Origin of the sequence: Novosphingobium barchaimii LL02 (assembly GCF_001046635.1) — a bacterium.
GTDB lineage: Bacteria > Pseudomonadota > Alphaproteobacteria > Sphingomonadales > Sphingomonadaceae > Novosphingobium > Novosphingobium barchaimii.
The window spans coordinates 456,049-471,990 of sequence record NZ_KQ130454.1 but is presented as its reverse complement, the minus strand read 5'-3'; the positions used below and the strand labels follow the sequence as shown (position 1 = coordinate 471,990).

The following is a 15,942-nucleotide window of genomic DNA, read 5'->3' as shown; positions in this document are numbered from 1 at the left end:
ATGAAGGTAAAGCTGGTGTTCCTGGGCCGGCTCGAGGAGCAGGCCGGGTACGGTTTCGCGGATATCTCCCCCGACTCGCCGCTGGATTGGCCGGGTCTGGTGGAGCATCTCGGCTCTGAGCTGGCCGGGGCTGTAGGCTCCGAGAAGGTCAAGGTCGCGCTGAACGGCGCCCTGGTTGCCGATAAATACGCCATTACCGTGAATGACGGTGACGAGATCGCCTTCCTCCCGCCAGTATCGGGCGGCTGACATGTCCGATGTCCGTCTGCTGACTTCGTCGTTCGATCCGGCGGAGGAATTGCGCGCGTTCACCGCCGCGCTGCCGATGGCTGGCGGGATCGTCAGCTTCCTTGGGCAGGTGCGGGAAGGGGGCGGCATCGAGGCGCTGGAACTCAGGCATTATGATCCGTTGACCCTTCCCGCGATGGAGGGCCTTGCTGCGCGGGTGCGCGTGCGTTGGCAGCTGGACGGGCTGCTGGTGATCCACCGTAGCGGCGTGCTGGTCCCGCGCGAGCCGATCGTCCTCGTCGCTGCGGCTGCAAGGCACCGCCGCGATGCCTTTGCCGCCGCCGACTTCGCGATGGACCACCTCAAGAGCGAATCGTGGTTCTGGAAGCGCGAGAAAGTCGGCGGCGAATGGCGCTGGATCGAACCGCGCGCGCAGGATTTCGAGGATATCGGCCGCTGGCGCTAACGTCGCCTTTGATCAAAATTCGCCGCATTTGACGCGAATCAAAGAATCATTTGCCGGACAGGCGCAGAAGCTGATCTCTCAAGGAGATCAGCATAATGTCTCAGCGCCTTACCCAGCAAGAAATTCGGACCCTCGCCGTTGCCGTTGTCCCCGGTCTGGCGGGGCGGGCACGCACACGGGTTGATCGTAACTTCGGACTGCCGACCCGGCTCTATGTGGGGACAGTGGGGCTGTACCTCGCGTTCATCGGTGTGATGATCACGGTGTTCATGAACCCGGAACTGGGCATTCCGGCGGTTATTTTCGCGGGCTTCGTGCTGATGGCCTTCGGGCTGGCTGGCCTCTGGACGAAGATGCAGCCTCACAATGATACCGCCCCGCTAAGCTGGAGCCAGTTCGCCGCGCGCGGTATCGATACTCTGAGCGGAAGGCTCACTGCCCGCGAAGCGGCGGTTCAGGTGCTCACGCTGCCCGTGCTGATCCTGGGCTGGGGTCTTGCGGTCGCCGTCATCGTCGCCTTCGCCTGAAATGTCCCATCCGCGCCGGGGGCTTTCAGGCGGTGCATGCAGAATGTTCGAAGAGTCCCACCCTCGCAAGGGGGAGGGGCTTTTCGCGTCCACTCAGCCCCTTAGGCGTCCCGAAAGATCGGCGATGACCTTGTCCTGCGCATCGAGCAAGGCGGCGACTTCAGACCGTGCCGAGGTGATCGCCAGAGTGCTGGGCGATTCGTCGAGCGGGGCGGTGTCGCGCGCATCGGCATAGAGCGTATCGAGATCGGCCAGCGCCCCCATACCGCTGGAGCGACTCGACTCGAGCTTGGCGAGGGCAACGCTGGCCGTGCTCCACGAATCGGTGCCGACACCGCCGGCGGCTGCGACCGCGCGCGTGGCGGCGGAGCGATTCGACTGGAACTGCCGATCGGCTGCCTGCGCGACTTTCACCAGCCCCGCTAGCCTCGTGACGAGATCGGCGCTGGGTGGGGGCAGCGCGGGGACAGGCGCGGCTTCATCAGCGGCTGCGGGCGTGCCCGAGCCGCTGACACGCTCGACATCGCGCTGGGCGAGCGAGGGGTAGGCGCCGGAGGTGGAACAGGCAGCCATGCCGAAAGGGAGCAGGATGGCGAGGTAACGGGCTTTCGCGCGGGTCATGATGCTGCCATAGCATGGCCGCGCCATAGCGGGAGTGTCTTTCGTGGAGACCTTGTTCGGCTGCGGGATCATCCTGCCAGCTGCTGCAATCAGGTTGACACGAATCGGTGCATCCCCTAACGGCAGCGCTCTTTCCGGCACCCCGCGCCAAGTGGGATGGTCGGCGCGTCGCCCGAAAGGCTCGAGGTTCCCCCGGGAACCAGAGCGCCGGGGCAAGTTCTGTTTCGGCTCGTTTCGGGCATTTGATATTAGGTAAGGGCACCATGTTCGCAGTTGTGCGCACGGGCGGCAAGCAATACCGGGTTGCCGCCGGAGACAAGATCGCGGTTGAGAAGCTGGCTGGAGAAGCCGGCGACAAGATCACCCTGGGTGACATTCTTCTTGCCGGCAAGGACGGCGAGGTCGCGGACATTGCGAACCTTACGGTCGCTGCCGAGATCATCGCGCAGGCCAAGAGCGAGAAGGTCGTGGTGTTCAAGAAGCGCCGCCGTCACAACTACCGTCGCAAGAACGGCCACCGCCAGCAGCTGACGCTGCTGCGCATCGTGTCCGTCGGCTGATCCAGATTTTCGGAAGGACCAGAAATGGCACATAAGAAAGCAGGCGGTTCGTCGCGTAACGGTCGCGACTCCGCTGGCCGCCGTCTCGGCGTAAAGAAGTTCGGCGGTCAGGAAGTGATCGGCGGCAACATCATCATTCGCCAGCGCGGCACCCGCGTATATCCGGGCGTGAACGTCGGCATCGGCAAGGATCACACCTTGTTCGCGACGGCCGAAGGCCGCGTGCGCTTCCATGGCGGCAAGCAGGGACGCAAATACGTCTCGGTTGACGCCGTGATGGCGGAAGCCGCCGAATAATCGGATGGTCGATATACGGGCCATCCTGACGGGATGGCCCCGCCACGCTTCCTGAGCGTGGCATTAGAGGGAGAGGGCCATAAAGCCCGTCTCCCTTTTTTCGTTTCTCCCTCCCGCAACCTGTGTTTCCGCCCGGTTTCAGCCGGTCCGGGGGCGCTCCCCGTTACGCGATATTCGCGTAATCGCATTGTCACGCCCGGCTGCTAGGCGGCCGGCGGGGCGGATGGAGAGACGATATGTTCATTCGCAGTGAACGGCTGTTCCTGCGTCCCGGCTGGGCCGAGGACTGGGAAGAGCTGCTGGCCCTGCTCGGCGACGAGACGGTCGTGCGCAACCTTGCCAATGCGCCCTGGCCCTATACGGCCGAGGATGCGCACAGCTTCATCGCGATGCCGCAGGACCACCTGCTGCCGCGCTTCCTTATCACCGCACCAGGCGCGGATGGCGCGCGGCTGATCGGCGGCTGCGGCTTGTCGCTGCTCGATGGCGAGGTCAACCTTGGCTACTGGATCGCGCAGCGCGAATGGGGGCGGGGTTATGCCAGCGAGGCTGCGGGCGCGGTTCTGCGCATTGCCCATGCGCTGGGCCACCGGCGCGTGGTCGCCAGCCATTACATCGACAACGCGGCTTCGGGCCGGGTGCTCGAAAAGGCGGGCTTCCGGCGCACTGGCCGTGTGATCGAGCGGTTCAGCAAAGGGCGCGGCTTCGCCAGCCCTACGCGCGAATACGAAGTGCGCTTCGATTCGCCCGGCTACTGCGACGACGATGCCATGGTGGGCCTTCAGGCCGCCTGAAAGGGCGATTCGCAGATTATTGTAAGATTCGCCCATGAGAACGACCTTCAGGGTTTCGCCGTAATGCTGTTCTAATGGGGCGTTAATCCATCATTGTCAGAAATTTGGTATCTTCCCCCATGTGAAGTGCAGAAAACGTAGTGCATTCGCTGAAACATGCAGGCATTATCGCTGTACGCAAAATGACGGAGAACCATCGAATGTTCGTCCGCACGGAGAGACTGTTTCTGAGGCCTGCCTGGCCCGAAGACCTTGACGACATAGTCGAGGCGCTTCTGGACGAGGACATCCAACGCAATCTGGGGGTAGCGCCGCTGCCCAGTACGATCGAGGGCATTAAGGCTTACATAGAAGGGCCGGGCGATCCGCGTCTGCCAAATTTCTTCATGTACCTGCGCGCGCCGGGTGGACCGCAGCTTGTCGGCGGGATCGGCCTTGGTCGTTACGAGGGTGATGTGGAGGTGGGCTGCTGGATCGTACCGGGCCAGCGCGGACGCGGGTTTGCAGGCGAGGCGCTGCGGGCGATGATCGCCCAGGCGCGGGCATTGGGCTACCGGCGGCTTGTCGCCAGTCACTTCGCCGATTGCGTGGGAACCCAAAGCGTGCTCGAAAATGCAGGCTTCCGCGATACTGGGCAAGTGCGCTCGCGCTACAGTGCCGGACGGGCAATGGAAGTCGCAGTGCATATCTACACGGCGGACCTGGAGAGGCGCGCCAGCCCCCGGATGGACATGTCTGGCTCGGCAATGATCGCGCAGACTGCGGCCTAAGGCCGCTGCTGCCTCGTCATTGCCGGGTGGGCTGTCTGCGCGTCAGGCCTGTGCAGCCATCCACACCGGCGTGATATCCGCAGCGAGGTCTTCCACCCTCAGGTGGTCGACTGCAAGGCCGAGGTCTGGATAGGCGGCCCGCCGCCGCTTTTCGTCGGAACGGTCCAGTGGGACTACCACGAGGCGGCGGTTCACTTTCGCGCGCCAGTTCATGCGGGCGGTGTTTTCCTGCCCGACGTAGCAGCCCTTGGTGAAGCTGACGCCGTTCAACTCGGCCGCATTGCATTCGAGCCAGAGCGTTTCGGCGTCCCCCAGTTCGGCGCGGCCTTCCATCACGCCCAGCGACAGGCGGTGCGCGCGCCATGCCGTGTCGGCGCCGGTTTCCGCGTCCTCGGGGTCGGTGGGATCGACAGCGGCGATCCAGCGTTCGCCCAGCGCGTGAAGCCGCGGGTCGAGTGCGGCGCCGTCGCCGGTATGGGGGCGCCAGTGGACGGCGGAGTGGTCATCACGGACGATGTCGATCGCCTTGCGGAGGCGGTACATAGACAGGCGCTTTACCAGCGCGTCGGCGGCCTCCGCCTCGCAGTCGAGCAGCAGTCCGCGACCGGCAGGCCAGACGATGAAGTCGAACAGCGCCTTGCCCTGCGGGGTCAGCAGCCCGGCCCAGACGGGCAGCGCCTTGGCGACGTCGGAAGTGACCAGCCCTTGCAGGAAATCGACGACGTCTTCGTCCGACTCGGCCCCTTCCGAATCAGTACGCGGGGAAAGCCGGATCAGGGCGCGGTCAAACAGGCGGGTTGCGGTCATGGCCCCTAAGTGGGGCGAATCGCAGCCATGCTCAAGACCCCGAAGGACACTTCGCCAGCCGGTCGCGCAATTCGTCCAGCACCCATAGCGCCGCCGGGCCGGGCGGGGTGTCCTTGCGCCACAGGGCGACGAGGGCGTAATCGATCACTGGGCGCTCGGGCAGGTACAGTTCGAGCAGCGCGCCCGATGCCAGATCGTCCTTCACGACATGGCGCGGCATCGAGCCCCAGCCGATCCCTTCCTTGAGCAGCGCATGCTTGGCGCCAAGGTCGGCCAGCCGCCACGAACGCGCGCTGAACACGGAGAAATCGCGCCCCTCGGTCAGTGGTGAGCGGTCGGTAAGGACGAGTTGGAGGTGCTTTCGCGCTTCGCCGGGGGCGATTCGTCCGGCTCTGGCGAGGGGGTGATCCGGCGCCGCCACGGCAACCAGTTCCACCGTGCCGATGGTCTCGCGCTCGATCTCCGGCAGGTCTAGAATGTCCGGTCCGGCGATGGCCAGCGTTGCGCGGCCTTCCAGCGCCAGCGCCGCCACCGCGCCGAGCGCCTCGACGTGGAGGCGCAGCGGCACCGTCGGGAACCGCGCCTGAAAATCGCGAAGCAGGCGGGCCAGCACATTGCCGGGCACCATCACGTCCACCGCCAGCGACAGTTCCGCCTCCAGCCCCTGACGCAGGCTGCGGACCTTGGCGAGCAGGGCGTCGACATCGTCCGAGATTGCGTGAGCCTCGGACAACAGGGCGCGGCCTTCCTCCGTCAGGGTGGGGCGGCGTGAGCCTTCACGGTCGAACAGGCGTACGTCGAGCTGCGCCTCAAGCTGGGCAATGGCGTAGCTGACCACCGAGATCGCGCGGCCCAGCTTGCGCGCGGCGGCGTTGAAGCTGCCTTCCTCCACCACGGCAAGGAAGCAGCGCAAATGATCGAGGCTGGGCGGGACGAGTTCAACCATTCAACTTTTCCGAATAATTCAGTCGATTTTATCGCAATTATGCGATTGCCTGACAAGGCCTAGATAGGGGGCAATCCAGGCCGAAAGCGGCCTTCAACCTTCTTCGCAAGAAAGGCGTACCCCCATGATCGAACTGCGCCCCTTCGACACTCTCGGCGCCGCCAACCATGGCTGGCTCGATGCGCATCATCACTTCTCTTTTGCCGATTACCACGATCCGGCCCGTACCAACTGGGGCCGCCTGCGCGTGTGGAACGACGATACCATCGCCGCGAAGTCCGGCTTTCCGCCGCACCCGCACCACGACATGGAAATCATTACTTACGTGCGCACCGGCGCGATCACTCACCGCGATTCGATGGGCAACACAGGCCGCACCGGCGCCGGCGATGTTCAGGTGATGAGCGCGGGCACCGGCGTCCAGCACTCCGAATTCAATCTGGAGGACGAGGACACCACGCTGTTCCAGATCTGGATCATGCCCGACCGCCGCGGCGAAAAGCCCGGCTGGGGCGCGCGCCCTTTCCCCAAGGGTGACCGCACCGGCCGCTTCGTGACTTTGGCCAGCGGCATCGCCGGGGACGAGGACGCATTGCCGATCAACGCCGAGGCCCGCGTTCTGGCGGCCACGGTCAAGGCCGGCGAAACGGTGACGTATGAAACCGAAGCAGGCCGCCATTCCTACCTCGTTCCAGCCACCGGGCGGATAAAGGTGGGCGACGTGGAAGCCAACGCCCGCGACGGTGTGGCAATCACCGGCCTCGATACCATTTCGGTGACCGCACTTGAGGATGCCGAACTGGTGCTCGTGGACGCAGCCTGACATAGCGCGGGAAGGTGATTCGAAAGCCCATGAGTTCAAATTCATGGGGGCACGGCCACCTTCCTGCTTGCGCAAACCTATTCTCTCATTTGCAAACAAGGACAGTTTTCGATGACCGGACGCATTGCCAACCCCAAGATCGAGAAGCTCATCGTCGATCGCTGGAGCCCCCGCGCCTTCGACGGCAGCGAGATGCCCCAGGAAGACCTCGACGCGATCTTCGAAGCGGCCGGCTGGGCGCCCTCGGCGTACAACGTACAGCCCTGGACCTTCCTTTACGCCAGGAAGGGCGATGCCAACTGGGAGCTGCTGCTCGACCAGCTAATCGACTTCAACAAGGGCTGGGCCAAGGAAGCCTCGGCGATCGTGTACATCGTCTCGGACAAGTACATGCGTTCGGAAAAGGGCAATTCCGATAACCACAGCCACAGCTTCGATGCCGGTGCTGCCTGGGTTCTGGCCGCGCTTCAGGCGCAGGCGCTGGGCTATCACACCCACGGCATGACCGGCCTGAAGTTCGGTGAGGCGGAAGCCGCGTTGGGCATCCCCGCCGACCACCGTCTGGAAGCGGCTTTCGTGATCGGCAAGCAGGGCGACAAGTCCTCGCTGCCCGAGTTCCTTCAGGAGCGCGAAGTCGTCAGCAACCGCAAGCCGGTCGTCGAAATCGCCAAGGCCGGCAAGTTCGCCTGATGCGGTAGAGTTCGGGCGCCCGGTGCATCCCCCCTCAAGCTGCGGGCGCTCTCGGCCCGGTCTGCTCTTATGAGCGGACCGGGCCGTTTTCTTTCGTCGTCGAAAATCGAGTCCCGGATGACAGTGCGTTTTTGACGCATATCCGGTCACGAAACCGCCTTTATTGAATGGCCTGATGCCGCGCTGACACCACCGCGAGGCCGACCATGCCCTTTGCCGACCTGCCGCCTGCCCCGCCGCCCGCCGCCGAGCAGGCGCAGGTTTTCGATCTGGCCCGCCTTCCGGCCGGTGATGGCAATGTGGACCTGAGGGCGGTCAAACCCCGCTGTCCGGCAGGCCGCGCGGGCGAGATCGTCGTCTGCGCCCCGGACCCTGAGAAACAGCGCGTGCGCCCGCTTCCCAATACTTATGTTGTGGAGGAGGGCCTGCCGCGCGCTGCGATGGACCTGGGCGGGGGCGTAAGCGTCGATATCCATGCCGAGGCGGTGGGGATGCCGGGCGGCGCGGTGAGCAATCGCCTGATGATCGGGGGCAAGGTGAAGTTCTGAAAGCCGGGCTATCGGCGGGCAAGCCAAGCCTTGGCTCGCCACGGCGCGCGCTATCGGTCATAGGGCGGCACCCTGAAAGAAGAGCCCCGGCCATGTCGCAACCCCTCGTATCGCCGTCTCGGCAGGACTGGCGCGCCCACGCCATCGGCCACCTTGGCTGGGCGCGCGGCGCGGTAGGTGCAGGCGCCGGGATCGCGCTGGCCGGGATCGCAACGTGGCTGGTCCTGGGCCTTATGCCAGGCGGGGGCAGCGATGCGCTGCCGTTCCTAGTCGCGCCGCTGGGAGCATCGGCGGTGCTGGTGTTCTGCGTTCCGGCCAGCCCGTTGTCGCAGCCTTGGTCGGTGATCGGGGGTGACCTGCTCTCCGCCGCTGTCGGGCTGATCGCAGGCCATATGCTGGGGGACCCGTGGATTGCGGGCAGCGTGGCTGTCGCGGTTGCGATCGCGGTGATGTCGGTGGGGCGCTGCCTGCATCCGCCGGGCGGGGCCTGCGCCTTGCTCTGTGCGCTGGGGGCGAGCGGGAGGGTGCCCTGGGACTGGACGTGGATGGCGCCGATCACGGCGAATGTGCTGCTGCTGTGCGCATTCGGCTGGCTTTACAACAACCTCACCGGGCACCCGTGGCCGCACCGACCGCCGCGCGTGGTTCACATACCGCCCCCCGCGCCGGACTATAGCCGCGAAGACATTGTCGCCGTGCTGGAGGATTGGAACGAGGTGCTCGACGTCGATATCGACGACCTCGATGCTTTCGTTCAGGCGTTGCTGCGGCGGGGCAGGGCTGCCTGACGCTTCCGATATTCGCGAAAACCTGCCTTGAAAGCCCAGCCGGACGGGCTTAGGTCGGCGGCATACCCTATACTTCGCCCCATACATCGGCAGCAGGAAGGCCCCCTCGATGAGCGCAAACGCACCCGAACTGGTTCTCTCCGGCGGCACCGTCCATACTCCGAACGGCCCGGTGGTAGCCGATGTCGCGGTTCGCGATGGGAAGATCATCGGCGTCGGCTCCTATCCCGATGCGGCGCGCCGTATCGACTGCACCGGGCTGGACGTGCTGCCCGGCGTGATCGACAGCCAGGTCCACTTCCGCGAGCCGGGGCTGGAGCACAAGGAAGACCTTGAAACCGGCAGCCGCGCGGCGGTCATGGGTGGCATCACCGCCGTGTTCGAGATGCCCAACACCAATCCCAACACCGACACTTACGACCGCGTCAACGACAAGCTGACCCGCGCCCGTCACCGCATGTTCTGCGACCACGCATTCTACGTCGGCGCTACCGCCGACAACGCCGTGGAACTGGCCGAGCTGGAGCGCATCCCCGGAACTGCGGGCGTCAAGATTTTCATGGGCGCCTCCACCGGCAGCTTGCTGGTGGCCGAGGACGAGCAGCTTGCCCGAGTGCTGGCCCATGGCCGCCGCCGCGTGGCCATCCATGCCGAGGACGAGGCGCGGATGAACGCGCGCAAGGATTTCCGGGTCGAGGGGGATCCCTCCAGCCACCCGGTCTGGCGCGACGATGAAAGCGCTCTGCTCGCCACCAAGCGCATCCTGCGCCTGGCCCGCGAGGCGCAGCGCCCGATTCACATCCTGCACATCACCACCCCGGCCGAGCTGGAGCTGATTGCCCAGCACCGGGACATCGCGACCTGCGAGGTTACCCCGCAGCACCTGACGCTGGCCGCCGAAGAAGCCTATCCCCGCATCGGGACCTTCGCGCAGATGAACCCGCCGATCCGCTCCGGCGCGCATCGCGACGGACTGTTCCACTGGCTTCGCCAGGGCGTGCCCGACGTGCTGGGATCGGACCACGCGCCGCACACTCTGGAGGAGAAGGCCAAGCCCTATCCGGCCAGCCCCTCGGGCATGCCGGGGGTGCAGACGCTGCTGCCGCTAATGCTTGACCATGTTGCCAAGGGCCGCCTGACGCTGGAGCGTCTGATCGACATGACTTCGGCAGGCGTGCAGCGCGTGTTCGGCCTTGTCGGCAAGGGCAGGATCGCCACCGGCTATGACGCCGACTTCACCGTGATCGACCGCAAGGGCCGCTTCACCATTACCGACGACTGGCTGGAAAGCCGCTGCGGATGGTCGCCGTTCACCGGCATGGAACTGGAAGGCCGCGTCATCGGCACTATCGTGCGCGGCCATACCGCGATGTGGGAAGCCCAGCTCTCGAACGAGGCCGTGGGCGAACCGCTGCGGTTTGCCGGCGCGCTCTGAAGAATAGGGCGTCCCGGATCACGTTCGGGACGCCGCCCTGCTCAGGCGGATTTACGCCGCGACAGGATATCCCAGCAGAACACGGCGATCGCGGTCCAGATGAACGCGAAGCACACCAACTGGATCGGCCGCAGCGGTTCGCCAAAGTAGAAGATGCTGAGCAGGAACAGCCCCGTCGGCGTCACGAACTGGATGAATCCCAGCACCGAGAAGTCTAGCCGCCGGGCCGCGCTGGCGAACAGCATCAGAGGAACAGCGGTCAGCGGCCCCGCGCAGGCGAGCAGCAGGTCAAGGCGCAGCGAAGTGCCCATCATCAGGCCCTGCGGCGTGGAAAGCTGCCATGCCAGAAGGCCGAGGCCAGGCACCAGTAGCAGTATCGTTTCCACGGTAAGCCCGGTCAGCGCATCGACCGGGACCAGCTTGCGGATAAGGCCGTAAGCGGAGAAGCTCACCGCCATCAGCAGGCTGATCCCCAGCGTTTCCAGCGCGCCTTGCGCCAGTAGCGCCACGCCGATGGCGGCGAGGGACACCGCGATCCACTGCCGCCGGGTCAGCTTCTCGTGCAGGAAGATGGTGCCGGCCAGCACGTTGACCAGCGGATTGATATAATAGCCCAGGCTGGCGGCCAGGACGTGGCCGTCCACCACCGCTATTACGTATGTCAGCCAGTTGGTGCCGATGAATAGGCCGCTCAGCGCCAGTGCGCCAACGATACGCGGCGTGGTCAGCACCGTCCATAGCGCCGCGCCCTGACGCATCACCAAAATCACAGCCAGGCAGAAGGGCAGTGTGAACAGCAGCCGCCAGGCTACCACCTCGAACGGGGCGACATCGTGCAGCAGCGCGAAATACAGCGGGAACAGGCACCATACCGCGTAGGCGCCAAGCGCCTGCGGCAGGCCCGCGTAACTCTTCGAAACGGCAAGCTTCTGGCGCATCGGCTCTCTCTGTACAGCCCATTCGACGTCGCGGCCTGCCTGGCATGCGCCTTTAGAACCGTGCGAAGCCCGGGGCAACTGCTCGGCTTATCGCCTCCGCGCTGTCGCTTCATCGCATATTCTAATCCTGACAGCGGCGTTGCGGATCATTCATAATAACTCCCCTAAAGATGAATGCATACAGCGGATCGGGTCTGATGGCCGGTTCGCCTCACCAACGAGGAGAGTTGAGATGAACGCATTCTTCAAGGCTTCGGCCATCATTGCCGCGACTGCCAGCCTGGCCACCGCACTTCCGGCGACCGCTGCGGTTGCGACCCACACCACCTCCAGCTTCACAGCGCCGGGTGAGCAAGTTTCGGACTACGGCCGCCAGCGCTACTCGCGCGAGGACTATCGCCGTGGCTACGGCAACCGCGACCGTTACGACCGTTATGACCGCCGCAACTATCGCAACGACAACCGCCGCGATTATTGCCGCAAGTCCGGCGGAACCACCGGTCTTCTGGTCGGCGGTGCAGCCGGTGCCCTGCTGGGCCGGGGCATCGATACCCGCGGCGACCGCGCCACCGGCACCGTTCTTGGCGCCGCCGCCGGCGCCCTGCTAGGCCGCGAAGTCGAACGCGGTGGTTCGTCGCGCTGCCGCTGACACCATACCCTTGAATACCGTTTCCCCGCGCGAACGGCGACGTGCGGGGGAGCCGCCGGGTTCATTCCTATGTCCGGGCGGGAGGGCGTCCGCGGTAGCGCGGGCGCCTTCATCCGTGGGTAATGCATACCGTCCCGACCTTCCCGAAATGGGACGAGGGATTCAACCAGCTGGCACTCCTATCGTTTTCGCGTTTTCCTAAGACATTCAGAATAAGGCCAGACGCATGGCTGCACGAAGGAACGCGAAGATGAACACCCAGGCCCGCCTCGCCGTGCTCGGTATTGCCGGATCCCTGCTGCTGGCCGGTTGCGGTTCGGGCAGCAAGAAGCCCACGGCGGGCGAGACCGACCCGGCCCTGAGCGCCGCGCTTGGCGACCAAGTCATGGTCGATCCCGACATGTCGGGCGAACAGGGCGGGGCAGTGGGGCCCTCCGGCGGCCAGATCACCATTCCCCCGCAGGACCGCTCGGCGGACGCGATCGCGGCTGCGAAGAAGCAGGCCGTGCAGATGGCGGGCGGCGCGCTCCAGCCCGCCCCTGCTCCCGCTCAGGGCGGCGCAAACGCGCTGGCCCAGGGCGCGGCAACGGCGGCGCAGGTCGCCGCCAAATCGAAGACCGCCAATGCTGATTGCGCGGCCAAGGTGCAGTATTCCAACACCTGGGCGGCCAAACTGCCTGCGGAAATCCCGGTCTATCCGCGCGGCGCCGTGCAGGAAGCGGCGGGCATCGACGGCAATGGCTGCGCCCTGCGCGTGGTCAACTTCGCCACTCCGGTGAGCGTGGCCGACGTCATCAGCTTCTACTACACCAAGGCGGCGAAGGCTGGCTACGGCGCGCAATACAAGCTGGACGGCAGCGACCATGTGCTGGGGGGCCGCAAGGGCGGCAGGGCCTACGTGGTCTATGCGCGCAAGCAGGCCAACGGCCTGACCGAAGTCGATCTGGTCGCCAGCGGGAAATAAGCCCGACACCTCCCTGCCGCGAAGCGATGGGGAGGAACGGCGCGCTACTTCAGTCCAACCCCGATCATGGCACGCGGCTGCTCCATCTCGCCGGAGGCGACCGGATAAGCGCAGTAATCGGCGGCATAATACCCCGTCGGACGGTGGTTTCCGGAAAGCCCGATACCCCCCATCGGCGCGGCATGGCTGGGTCCGATCGTCGGGCGGTTCCAGTTGACGATCCCGGCCCGTACATTGGCCCAGAAACGGTTGTATTCCTGCGGGGTGCCGCCGATCAACGATGCCGCCAGCCCGAAGCGGGTGGCATTGGCCTGCGCGATCGCCTCGTCGAAATCGGAGACGCGGATCACCTGCAGGATCGGGCCGAAAAGTTCCACGTCGGGCCGATCCTTCATGGCCGTCACATCGATGATCGCGGGGCTGAGGAACGGCAGCGTCTCATGCGGGCGGACAAGGTGCTTGATCGCCTTGCCGCCGTGGCTGAGCAGGTAAAGGAAACTTTCGGTCAGTCCGTCGGCGGCGGCGTTGTCGATCACCGGGCCCATGAAAGGCGCGGGTTCGTCGAAGGGCGCGCCGAAGATCACGCGGTCGGCCAGGGCCTTCACCTCTGACATCACCGCGTCGTACATCGTATCGCGCACGATCAGGCGGCGCGCGGCGGTGCAGCGCTGGCCGGTGGTGGCGAAAGCAGACTGGACGATCAGCGAGGCGGCGTCGGTCAGCTTGGGAGTGTCCCAGACGACCATCGGGTTGTTGCCGCCCATCTCCAGCGCCACCAGCTTGTCGGGGCGTGCGGCGAGCCGGCGGTTGATCGAGATGCCGGTATTGGCGGAACCGGTGAACAGCACCCCGTCGACACCTTCATGCGCGACGAAGGCCGCGCCCTGCACCGGGCCGCCGGGGGCAAACTGCATTACCGCGGCCGAAATCCCAGCCCGATGGAAACACCGCGCCAGGATCTCGCCCGACGCAGGCGCACGCTCGCTCGGCTTGAAGATCACCGCGTTACCGGCGATCAGTGCAGGCACGATATGCGCATTGGCGAGGTGGGCGGGGTAGTTGAACGGCCCCAGCACCACCAATACGCCGTGCGGCTTGTGACGCACCGCCATCGTGCCCTGCAGCGCCGAATCGAGCTTTCGCTGGGCCGTGCGCTCTGCATAGGAGCGGATCGATAATTCGACCTTGCCGATCACGCTGTCGACTTCGGCGCGCGCTTCCCACAGCGGCTTGCCGACTTCGCGGGCGATCATCACGGCGAGTTTCTCGGCGTCCTTGCGCACTTCGTTGGCGAAGCGGCGCATCAGTTCCATGCGGGTCGACAGCGGCTGCGCTGCCCAGGCGGGCCAGGCGCGGCGCGCACGCGCGACGGTTTCGTCGATGTCGGCGACTGGTCCACGCCAGACTTCCGCGCCCGTTGCCGGTTCGTAGGAGACGATTTCTGTCTTGGACACAGCTGTGCTCAGTTCCCGGATGCTGGTTGCCGGCGCTGGGCTGGTGGTTGCACCGTTCATCGCGGCTGATGATCCGTTAACTGTGAAACGTCGAGATTTTTCCTGTATCGCACAGGTATTCCTACCGTGATGCTAACGGCCGGTACGCGGTCATGCAACGGCGACGGCCTGCCCCGCAGGTTCGGGGGCGGGGCCCAACTGGCGGCCGAGTTCGCGAATCGCCGCTACCTTGGCGTCCAGTTCGCTCCAGTCGTCGTCCGTGTCAATTGCCGCCCAGATACGCTCCACCTCGTCGATCAACACGCCGGGAGGGGCGTCCTGCTGCCAGAAGGCATCATCGACGGCGGCAGAAGGCCGGTAGCCTCGCAAGAGGGCACCGAACTCGTTCTCGCCGGAGTTGCGGCCCGCGCGGTGGTTGAAGAAGAACTGCTCGGGTGCCTCGCCGCTTTCGACCATGGCCTTTTCGGATGCCTGGATCAGCGCGGTGTCGGCCTCGATCCCGCGTGACTGAACGCCAAGGCGCCAGACGAAGCGGCGACACATCGCGGCCTGGTAGAGCGGCCCGAATCGGTCGAGCGCGGCAACCAGCGGTGCGGTTTCCGCCAGGACCCGCAGCGAGGCCGCCAACTGGCTGCAGTTCCACAACACTGCCTCAGGCTGGCGGCCAAAGGCGTAGAGGCCGGAATGGTCGAAATAGGCGGCGGTGAAACGTGGGTCCCAGTTGGGCAGCCAACGCCATGGACCATAATCGAAACTCTCGCCGGAAATGTTCATGTTGTCGGTATTGAGTACGCCATGGACAAAGCCCGCGACCATCCACGAGGCGGCAAGGTCGGCCATCCGCTCCACCACCTGGTGGAGCAGGATCACGGCGGGTTCGTCCCGGCCCGGCGCATCCTCGGGCGGCATCGCGCCGGGGTAGTTTTCCAGACAATAGTCCACCAGCGCAGCCATGTGTGCGGTCTCTTCCAGAGCGTAGAGGCGCTGGAAAGTGCCGATGCGGATATGCCCGTGTGACAGGCGCACCATCACGGCGGATCTTGTGGGTGAGGGCTCGTCGCCGCGCTGCAGGTCCTCGCCGGTCTCGATCACCGAGAAGGTCTTGCTGGTGTAGACGCCCAGCGCTTCCAGCATTTCGGTGGCGAGGATTTCACGCACCGCGCCCTTCAGCGTCAGCCGTCCGTCGCCGGCGCGGCTCCACGGGGTCTGCCCAGAGCCCTTGGTGCCCAGGTCAAGCAGGCGGCCGCCTTCGATGCCGGGGGCAGCATCGCGCATCTGTGCGAACAGGAAGCCGCGGCCGTCGCCAAGGTCCGGGTTGTAGTGGCGAAACTGGTGTCCGTGATACCGCAGCGCCAATGGCTGGGGCAGATTGCCGGGCAGAGGCTCGAAGCGGCCGAAATGCGTGATCCATTCCGCATCGCCCAGTGTATCCAGCCCGACCGGCGCCGCCCAGCGGTCGTTTCGCCAGCGCAGTTCGTGGCGAGGGAACCGGGCGGGGTGGACGGCGTCGCCGATCCACTCGGCGATAGTCTCGATGCGCGGGTCGGGATGATAGGCATCGGCTTGCGGTTCGCTGGTCATCAGGCGATAGTGGGGCCCACGCGTCCGCCGATCAAGGCGGGGGTTTCCTTTGTTTT

At 65.4% G+C, this 15,942-nt stretch carries 20 protein-coding genes; 14 read left to right on the top strand and 6 right to left on the bottom strand.

From position 1 onward, the window contains the following. From V474_RS12750 to V474_RS12740, 3 genes are all read left to right on the top strand, one after another. The gene (locus tag V474_RS12750; protein WP_059151844.1) at positions 1-249 is read left to right on the top strand and encodes a MoaD/ThiS family protein; all 249 of its coding nucleotides are present in this window, start codon (positions 1-3) and stop codon (positions 247-249) included. A 1-nt stretch (position 250) separates the two neighbouring features. Next, complete coding sequence (locus V474_RS12745) at positions 251-694, top strand: molybdenum cofactor biosynthesis protein MoaE (protein ID WP_059151843.1); 444 nt, start codon at positions 251-253, stop codon at positions 692-694. 95 nt (positions 695-789) lie between these two features. Beyond that, entirely contained in the window at positions 790-1,221 is a 432-nt protein-coding gene (locus tag V474_RS12740; RefSeq protein WP_059151842.1) for a hypothetical protein, read from the top strand. Positions 1,222-1,314: 93 nt separating this feature from the next. Here V474_RS12740 and V474_RS12735 read toward each other — a convergent pair whose 3' ends face one another. Beyond that, positions 1,315-1,842 (bottom strand): hypothetical protein, encoded by a 528-nt coding sequence (locus tag V474_RS12735; protein WP_059152138.1) that lies wholly within the window; start codon positions 1,840-1,842, stop codon positions 1,315-1,317. A gap of 263 nt (positions 1,843-2,105) precedes the next feature. On the opposite strand from V474_RS12735, the gene rplU reads away from it, so the two are divergent. From rplU to V474_RS12715, 4 genes are all read left to right on the top strand, one after another. Then, a complete protein-coding gene (gene rplU / locus V474_RS12730) occupies positions 2,106-2,402 on the top strand; it encodes a 50S ribosomal protein L21 (protein ID WP_007685436.1) in 297 nt (98 codons plus the stop codon). Positions 2,403-2,426: 24 nt separating this feature from the next. Then, on the top strand, positions 2,427-2,699 hold the full coding sequence (gene rpmA / locus V474_RS12725) for a 50S ribosomal protein L27 (RefSeq protein ID WP_043971617.1): 273 nt from the start codon (positions 2,427-2,429) through the stop codon (positions 2,697-2,699). Positions 2,700-2,935: 236 nt separating this feature from the next. Then, positions 2,936-3,493 (top strand): GNAT family N-acetyltransferase, encoded by a 558-nt coding sequence (locus V474_RS12720; protein WP_059151841.1) that lies wholly within the window; start codon positions 2,936-2,938, stop codon positions 3,491-3,493. Positions 3,494-3,693: 200 nt separating this feature from the next. Then, on the top strand, positions 3,694-4,263 hold the full coding sequence (locus V474_RS12715) for a GNAT family N-acetyltransferase (protein WP_059151840.1): 570 nt from the start codon (positions 3,694-3,696) through the stop codon (positions 4,261-4,263). Positions 4,264-4,305: 42 nt separating this feature from the next. Here the strand turns inward: V474_RS12715 and ygfZ are convergent, their stop codons facing one another. Then, positions 4,306-5,070, bottom strand: coding sequence for a CAF17-like 4Fe-4S cluster assembly/insertion protein YgfZ (ygfZ, locus tag V474_RS12710; protein ID WP_059151839.1), 765 nt, complete (start codon positions 5,068-5,070; stop codon positions 4,306-4,308). A 31-nt stretch (positions 5,071-5,101) separates the two neighbouring features. After that, entirely contained in the window at positions 5,102-6,016 is a 915-nt protein-coding gene (locus tag V474_RS12705; protein WP_059151838.1) for a LysR family transcriptional regulator, read from the bottom strand. Positions 6,017-6,140: 124 nt separating this feature from the next. Here V474_RS12705 and V474_RS12700 point away from each other — a divergent pair, with 124 nt between their 5' ends. The 5 genes from V474_RS12700 (at position 6,141) to V474_RS12680 (ending at position 10,300) form a co-directional block, all read left to right on the top strand. Continuing rightward, entirely contained in the window at positions 6,141-6,839 is a 699-nt protein-coding gene (locus tag V474_RS12700) for a pirin family protein (RefSeq protein ID WP_059151837.1), read from the top strand. 111 nt (positions 6,840-6,950) lie between these two features. After that, the gene (locus tag V474_RS12695; RefSeq protein ID WP_059151836.1) at positions 6,951-7,529 is read left to right on the top strand and encodes a nitroreductase family protein; all 579 of its coding nucleotides are present in this window, start codon (positions 6,951-6,953) and stop codon (positions 7,527-7,529) included. A gap of 206 nt (positions 7,530-7,735) precedes the next feature. Further along, positions 7,736-8,077 carry a hypothetical protein gene (locus V474_RS12690; protein ID WP_059151835.1) on the top strand — a complete coding sequence of 114 codons (342 nt, stop codon included), beginning with the start codon at positions 7,736-7,738 and terminating at the stop codon, positions 8,075-8,077. Between the two features lie 92 nt (positions 8,078-8,169). Continuing rightward, the gene (locus tag V474_RS12685) at positions 8,170-8,865 is read left to right on the top strand and encodes an HPP family protein (RefSeq protein ID WP_059151834.1); all 696 of its coding nucleotides are present in this window, start codon (positions 8,170-8,172) and stop codon (positions 8,863-8,865) included. Between the two features lie 109 nt (positions 8,866-8,974). Then, positions 8,975-10,300: a dihydroorotase gene (locus V474_RS12680; protein WP_059151833.1), complete on the top strand. Its 1,326-nt coding sequence runs from the start codon at positions 8,975-8,977 to the stop codon at positions 10,298-10,300. A gap of 41 nt (positions 10,301-10,341) precedes the next feature. On the opposite strand, the gene rarD is transcribed toward V474_RS12680, so the two are convergent. Continuing rightward, positions 10,342-11,238: an EamA family transporter RarD gene (gene rarD, locus V474_RS12675; protein WP_059151832.1), complete on the bottom strand. Its 897-nt coding sequence runs from the start codon at positions 11,236-11,238 to the stop codon at positions 10,342-10,344. A gap of 232 nt (positions 11,239-11,470) precedes the next feature. Between rarD and V474_RS12670 the strand changes: the two genes are divergently transcribed. Beyond that, positions 11,471-11,887 carry a glycine zipper 2TM domain-containing protein gene (locus V474_RS12670; protein WP_059151831.1) on the top strand — a complete coding sequence of 139 codons (417 nt, stop codon included), beginning with the start codon at positions 11,471-11,473 and terminating at the stop codon, positions 11,885-11,887. A 250-nt stretch (positions 11,888-12,137) separates the two neighbouring features. Beyond that, on the top strand, positions 12,138-12,851 hold the full coding sequence (locus V474_RS12665; protein WP_059151830.1) for a hypothetical protein: 714 nt from the start codon (positions 12,138-12,140) through the stop codon (positions 12,849-12,851). Positions 12,852-12,895: 44 nt separating this feature from the next. On the opposite strand, the gene V474_RS12660 is transcribed toward V474_RS12665, so the two are convergent. Continuing rightward, positions 12,896-14,305 carry a succinylglutamate-semialdehyde dehydrogenase gene (locus V474_RS12660; RefSeq protein WP_059152137.1) on the bottom strand — a complete coding sequence of 470 codons (1,410 nt, stop codon included), beginning with the start codon at positions 14,303-14,305 and terminating at the stop codon, positions 12,896-12,898. Between the two features lie 150 nt (positions 14,306-14,455). After that, entirely contained in the window at positions 14,456-15,886 is a 1,431-nt protein-coding gene (locus V474_RS12655) for a protein adenylyltransferase SelO (protein ID WP_059151829.1), read from the bottom strand. Positions 15,887-15,942: the final 56 nt, after the last annotated feature.

What these genes read in the sequence shown, in the direction of transcription:
- V474_RS12750 (WP_059151844.1), top strand. Translation starts at nt 1, where the DNA reads ATGAAGGTAAAGCTGGTGTTCCTGGGCCGGCTCGAGGAGCAGGCCGGG.
- V474_RS12745 (WP_059151843.1), top strand. Translation starts at nt 251, where the DNA reads ATGTCCGATGTCCGTCTGCTGACTTCGTCGTTCGATCCGGCGGAGGAA.
- V474_RS12740 (WP_059151842.1), top strand. Translation starts at nt 790, where the DNA reads ATGTCTCAGCGCCTTACCCAGCAAGAAATTCGGACCCTCGCCGTTGCC.
- V474_RS12735 (WP_059152138.1), bottom strand. Translation starts at nt 1,842, where the DNA reads ATGACCCGCGCGAAAGCCCGTTACCTCGCCATCCTGCTCCCTTTCGGC.
- rplU (WP_007685436.1), top strand. Translation starts at nt 2,106, where the DNA reads ATGTTCGCAGTTGTGCGCACGGGCGGCAAGCAATACCGGGTTGCCGCC.
- rpmA (WP_043971617.1), top strand. Translation starts at nt 2,427, where the DNA reads ATGGCACATAAGAAAGCAGGCGGTTCGTCGCGTAACGGTCGCGACTCC.
- V474_RS12720 (WP_059151841.1), top strand. Translation starts at nt 2,936, where the DNA reads ATGTTCATTCGCAGTGAACGGCTGTTCCTGCGTCCCGGCTGGGCCGAG.
- V474_RS12715 (WP_059151840.1), top strand. Translation starts at nt 3,694, where the DNA reads ATGTTCGTCCGCACGGAGAGACTGTTTCTGAGGCCTGCCTGGCCCGAA.
- ygfZ (WP_059151839.1), bottom strand. Translation starts at nt 5,070, where the DNA reads ATGACCGCAACCCGCCTGTTTGACCGCGCCCTGATCCGGCTTTCCCCG.
- V474_RS12705 (WP_059151838.1), bottom strand. Translation starts at nt 6,016, where the DNA reads ATGGTTGAACTCGTCCCGCCCAGCCTCGATCATTTGCGCTGCTTCCTT.
- V474_RS12700 (WP_059151837.1), top strand. Translation starts at nt 6,141, where the DNA reads ATGATCGAACTGCGCCCCTTCGACACTCTCGGCGCCGCCAACCATGGC.
- V474_RS12695 (WP_059151836.1), top strand. Translation starts at nt 6,951, where the DNA reads ATGACCGGACGCATTGCCAACCCCAAGATCGAGAAGCTCATCGTCGAT.
- V474_RS12690 (WP_059151835.1), top strand. Translation starts at nt 7,736, where the DNA reads ATGCCCTTTGCCGACCTGCCGCCTGCCCCGCCGCCCGCCGCCGAGCAG.
- V474_RS12685 (WP_059151834.1), top strand. Translation starts at nt 8,170, where the DNA reads ATGTCGCAACCCCTCGTATCGCCGTCTCGGCAGGACTGGCGCGCCCAC.
- V474_RS12680 (WP_059151833.1), top strand. Translation starts at nt 8,975, where the DNA reads ATGAGCGCAAACGCACCCGAACTGGTTCTCTCCGGCGGCACCGTCCAT.
- rarD (WP_059151832.1), bottom strand. Translation starts at nt 11,238, where the DNA reads ATGCGCCAGAAGCTTGCCGTTTCGAAGAGTTACGCGGGCCTGCCGCAG.
- V474_RS12670 (WP_059151831.1), top strand. Translation starts at nt 11,471, where the DNA reads ATGAACGCATTCTTCAAGGCTTCGGCCATCATTGCCGCGACTGCCAGC.
- V474_RS12665 (WP_059151830.1), top strand. Translation starts at nt 12,138, where the DNA reads ATGAACACCCAGGCCCGCCTCGCCGTGCTCGGTATTGCCGGATCCCTG.
- V474_RS12655 (WP_059151829.1), bottom strand. Translation starts at nt 15,886, where the DNA reads ATGACCAGCGAACCGCAAGCCGATGCCTATCATCCCGACCCGCGCATC.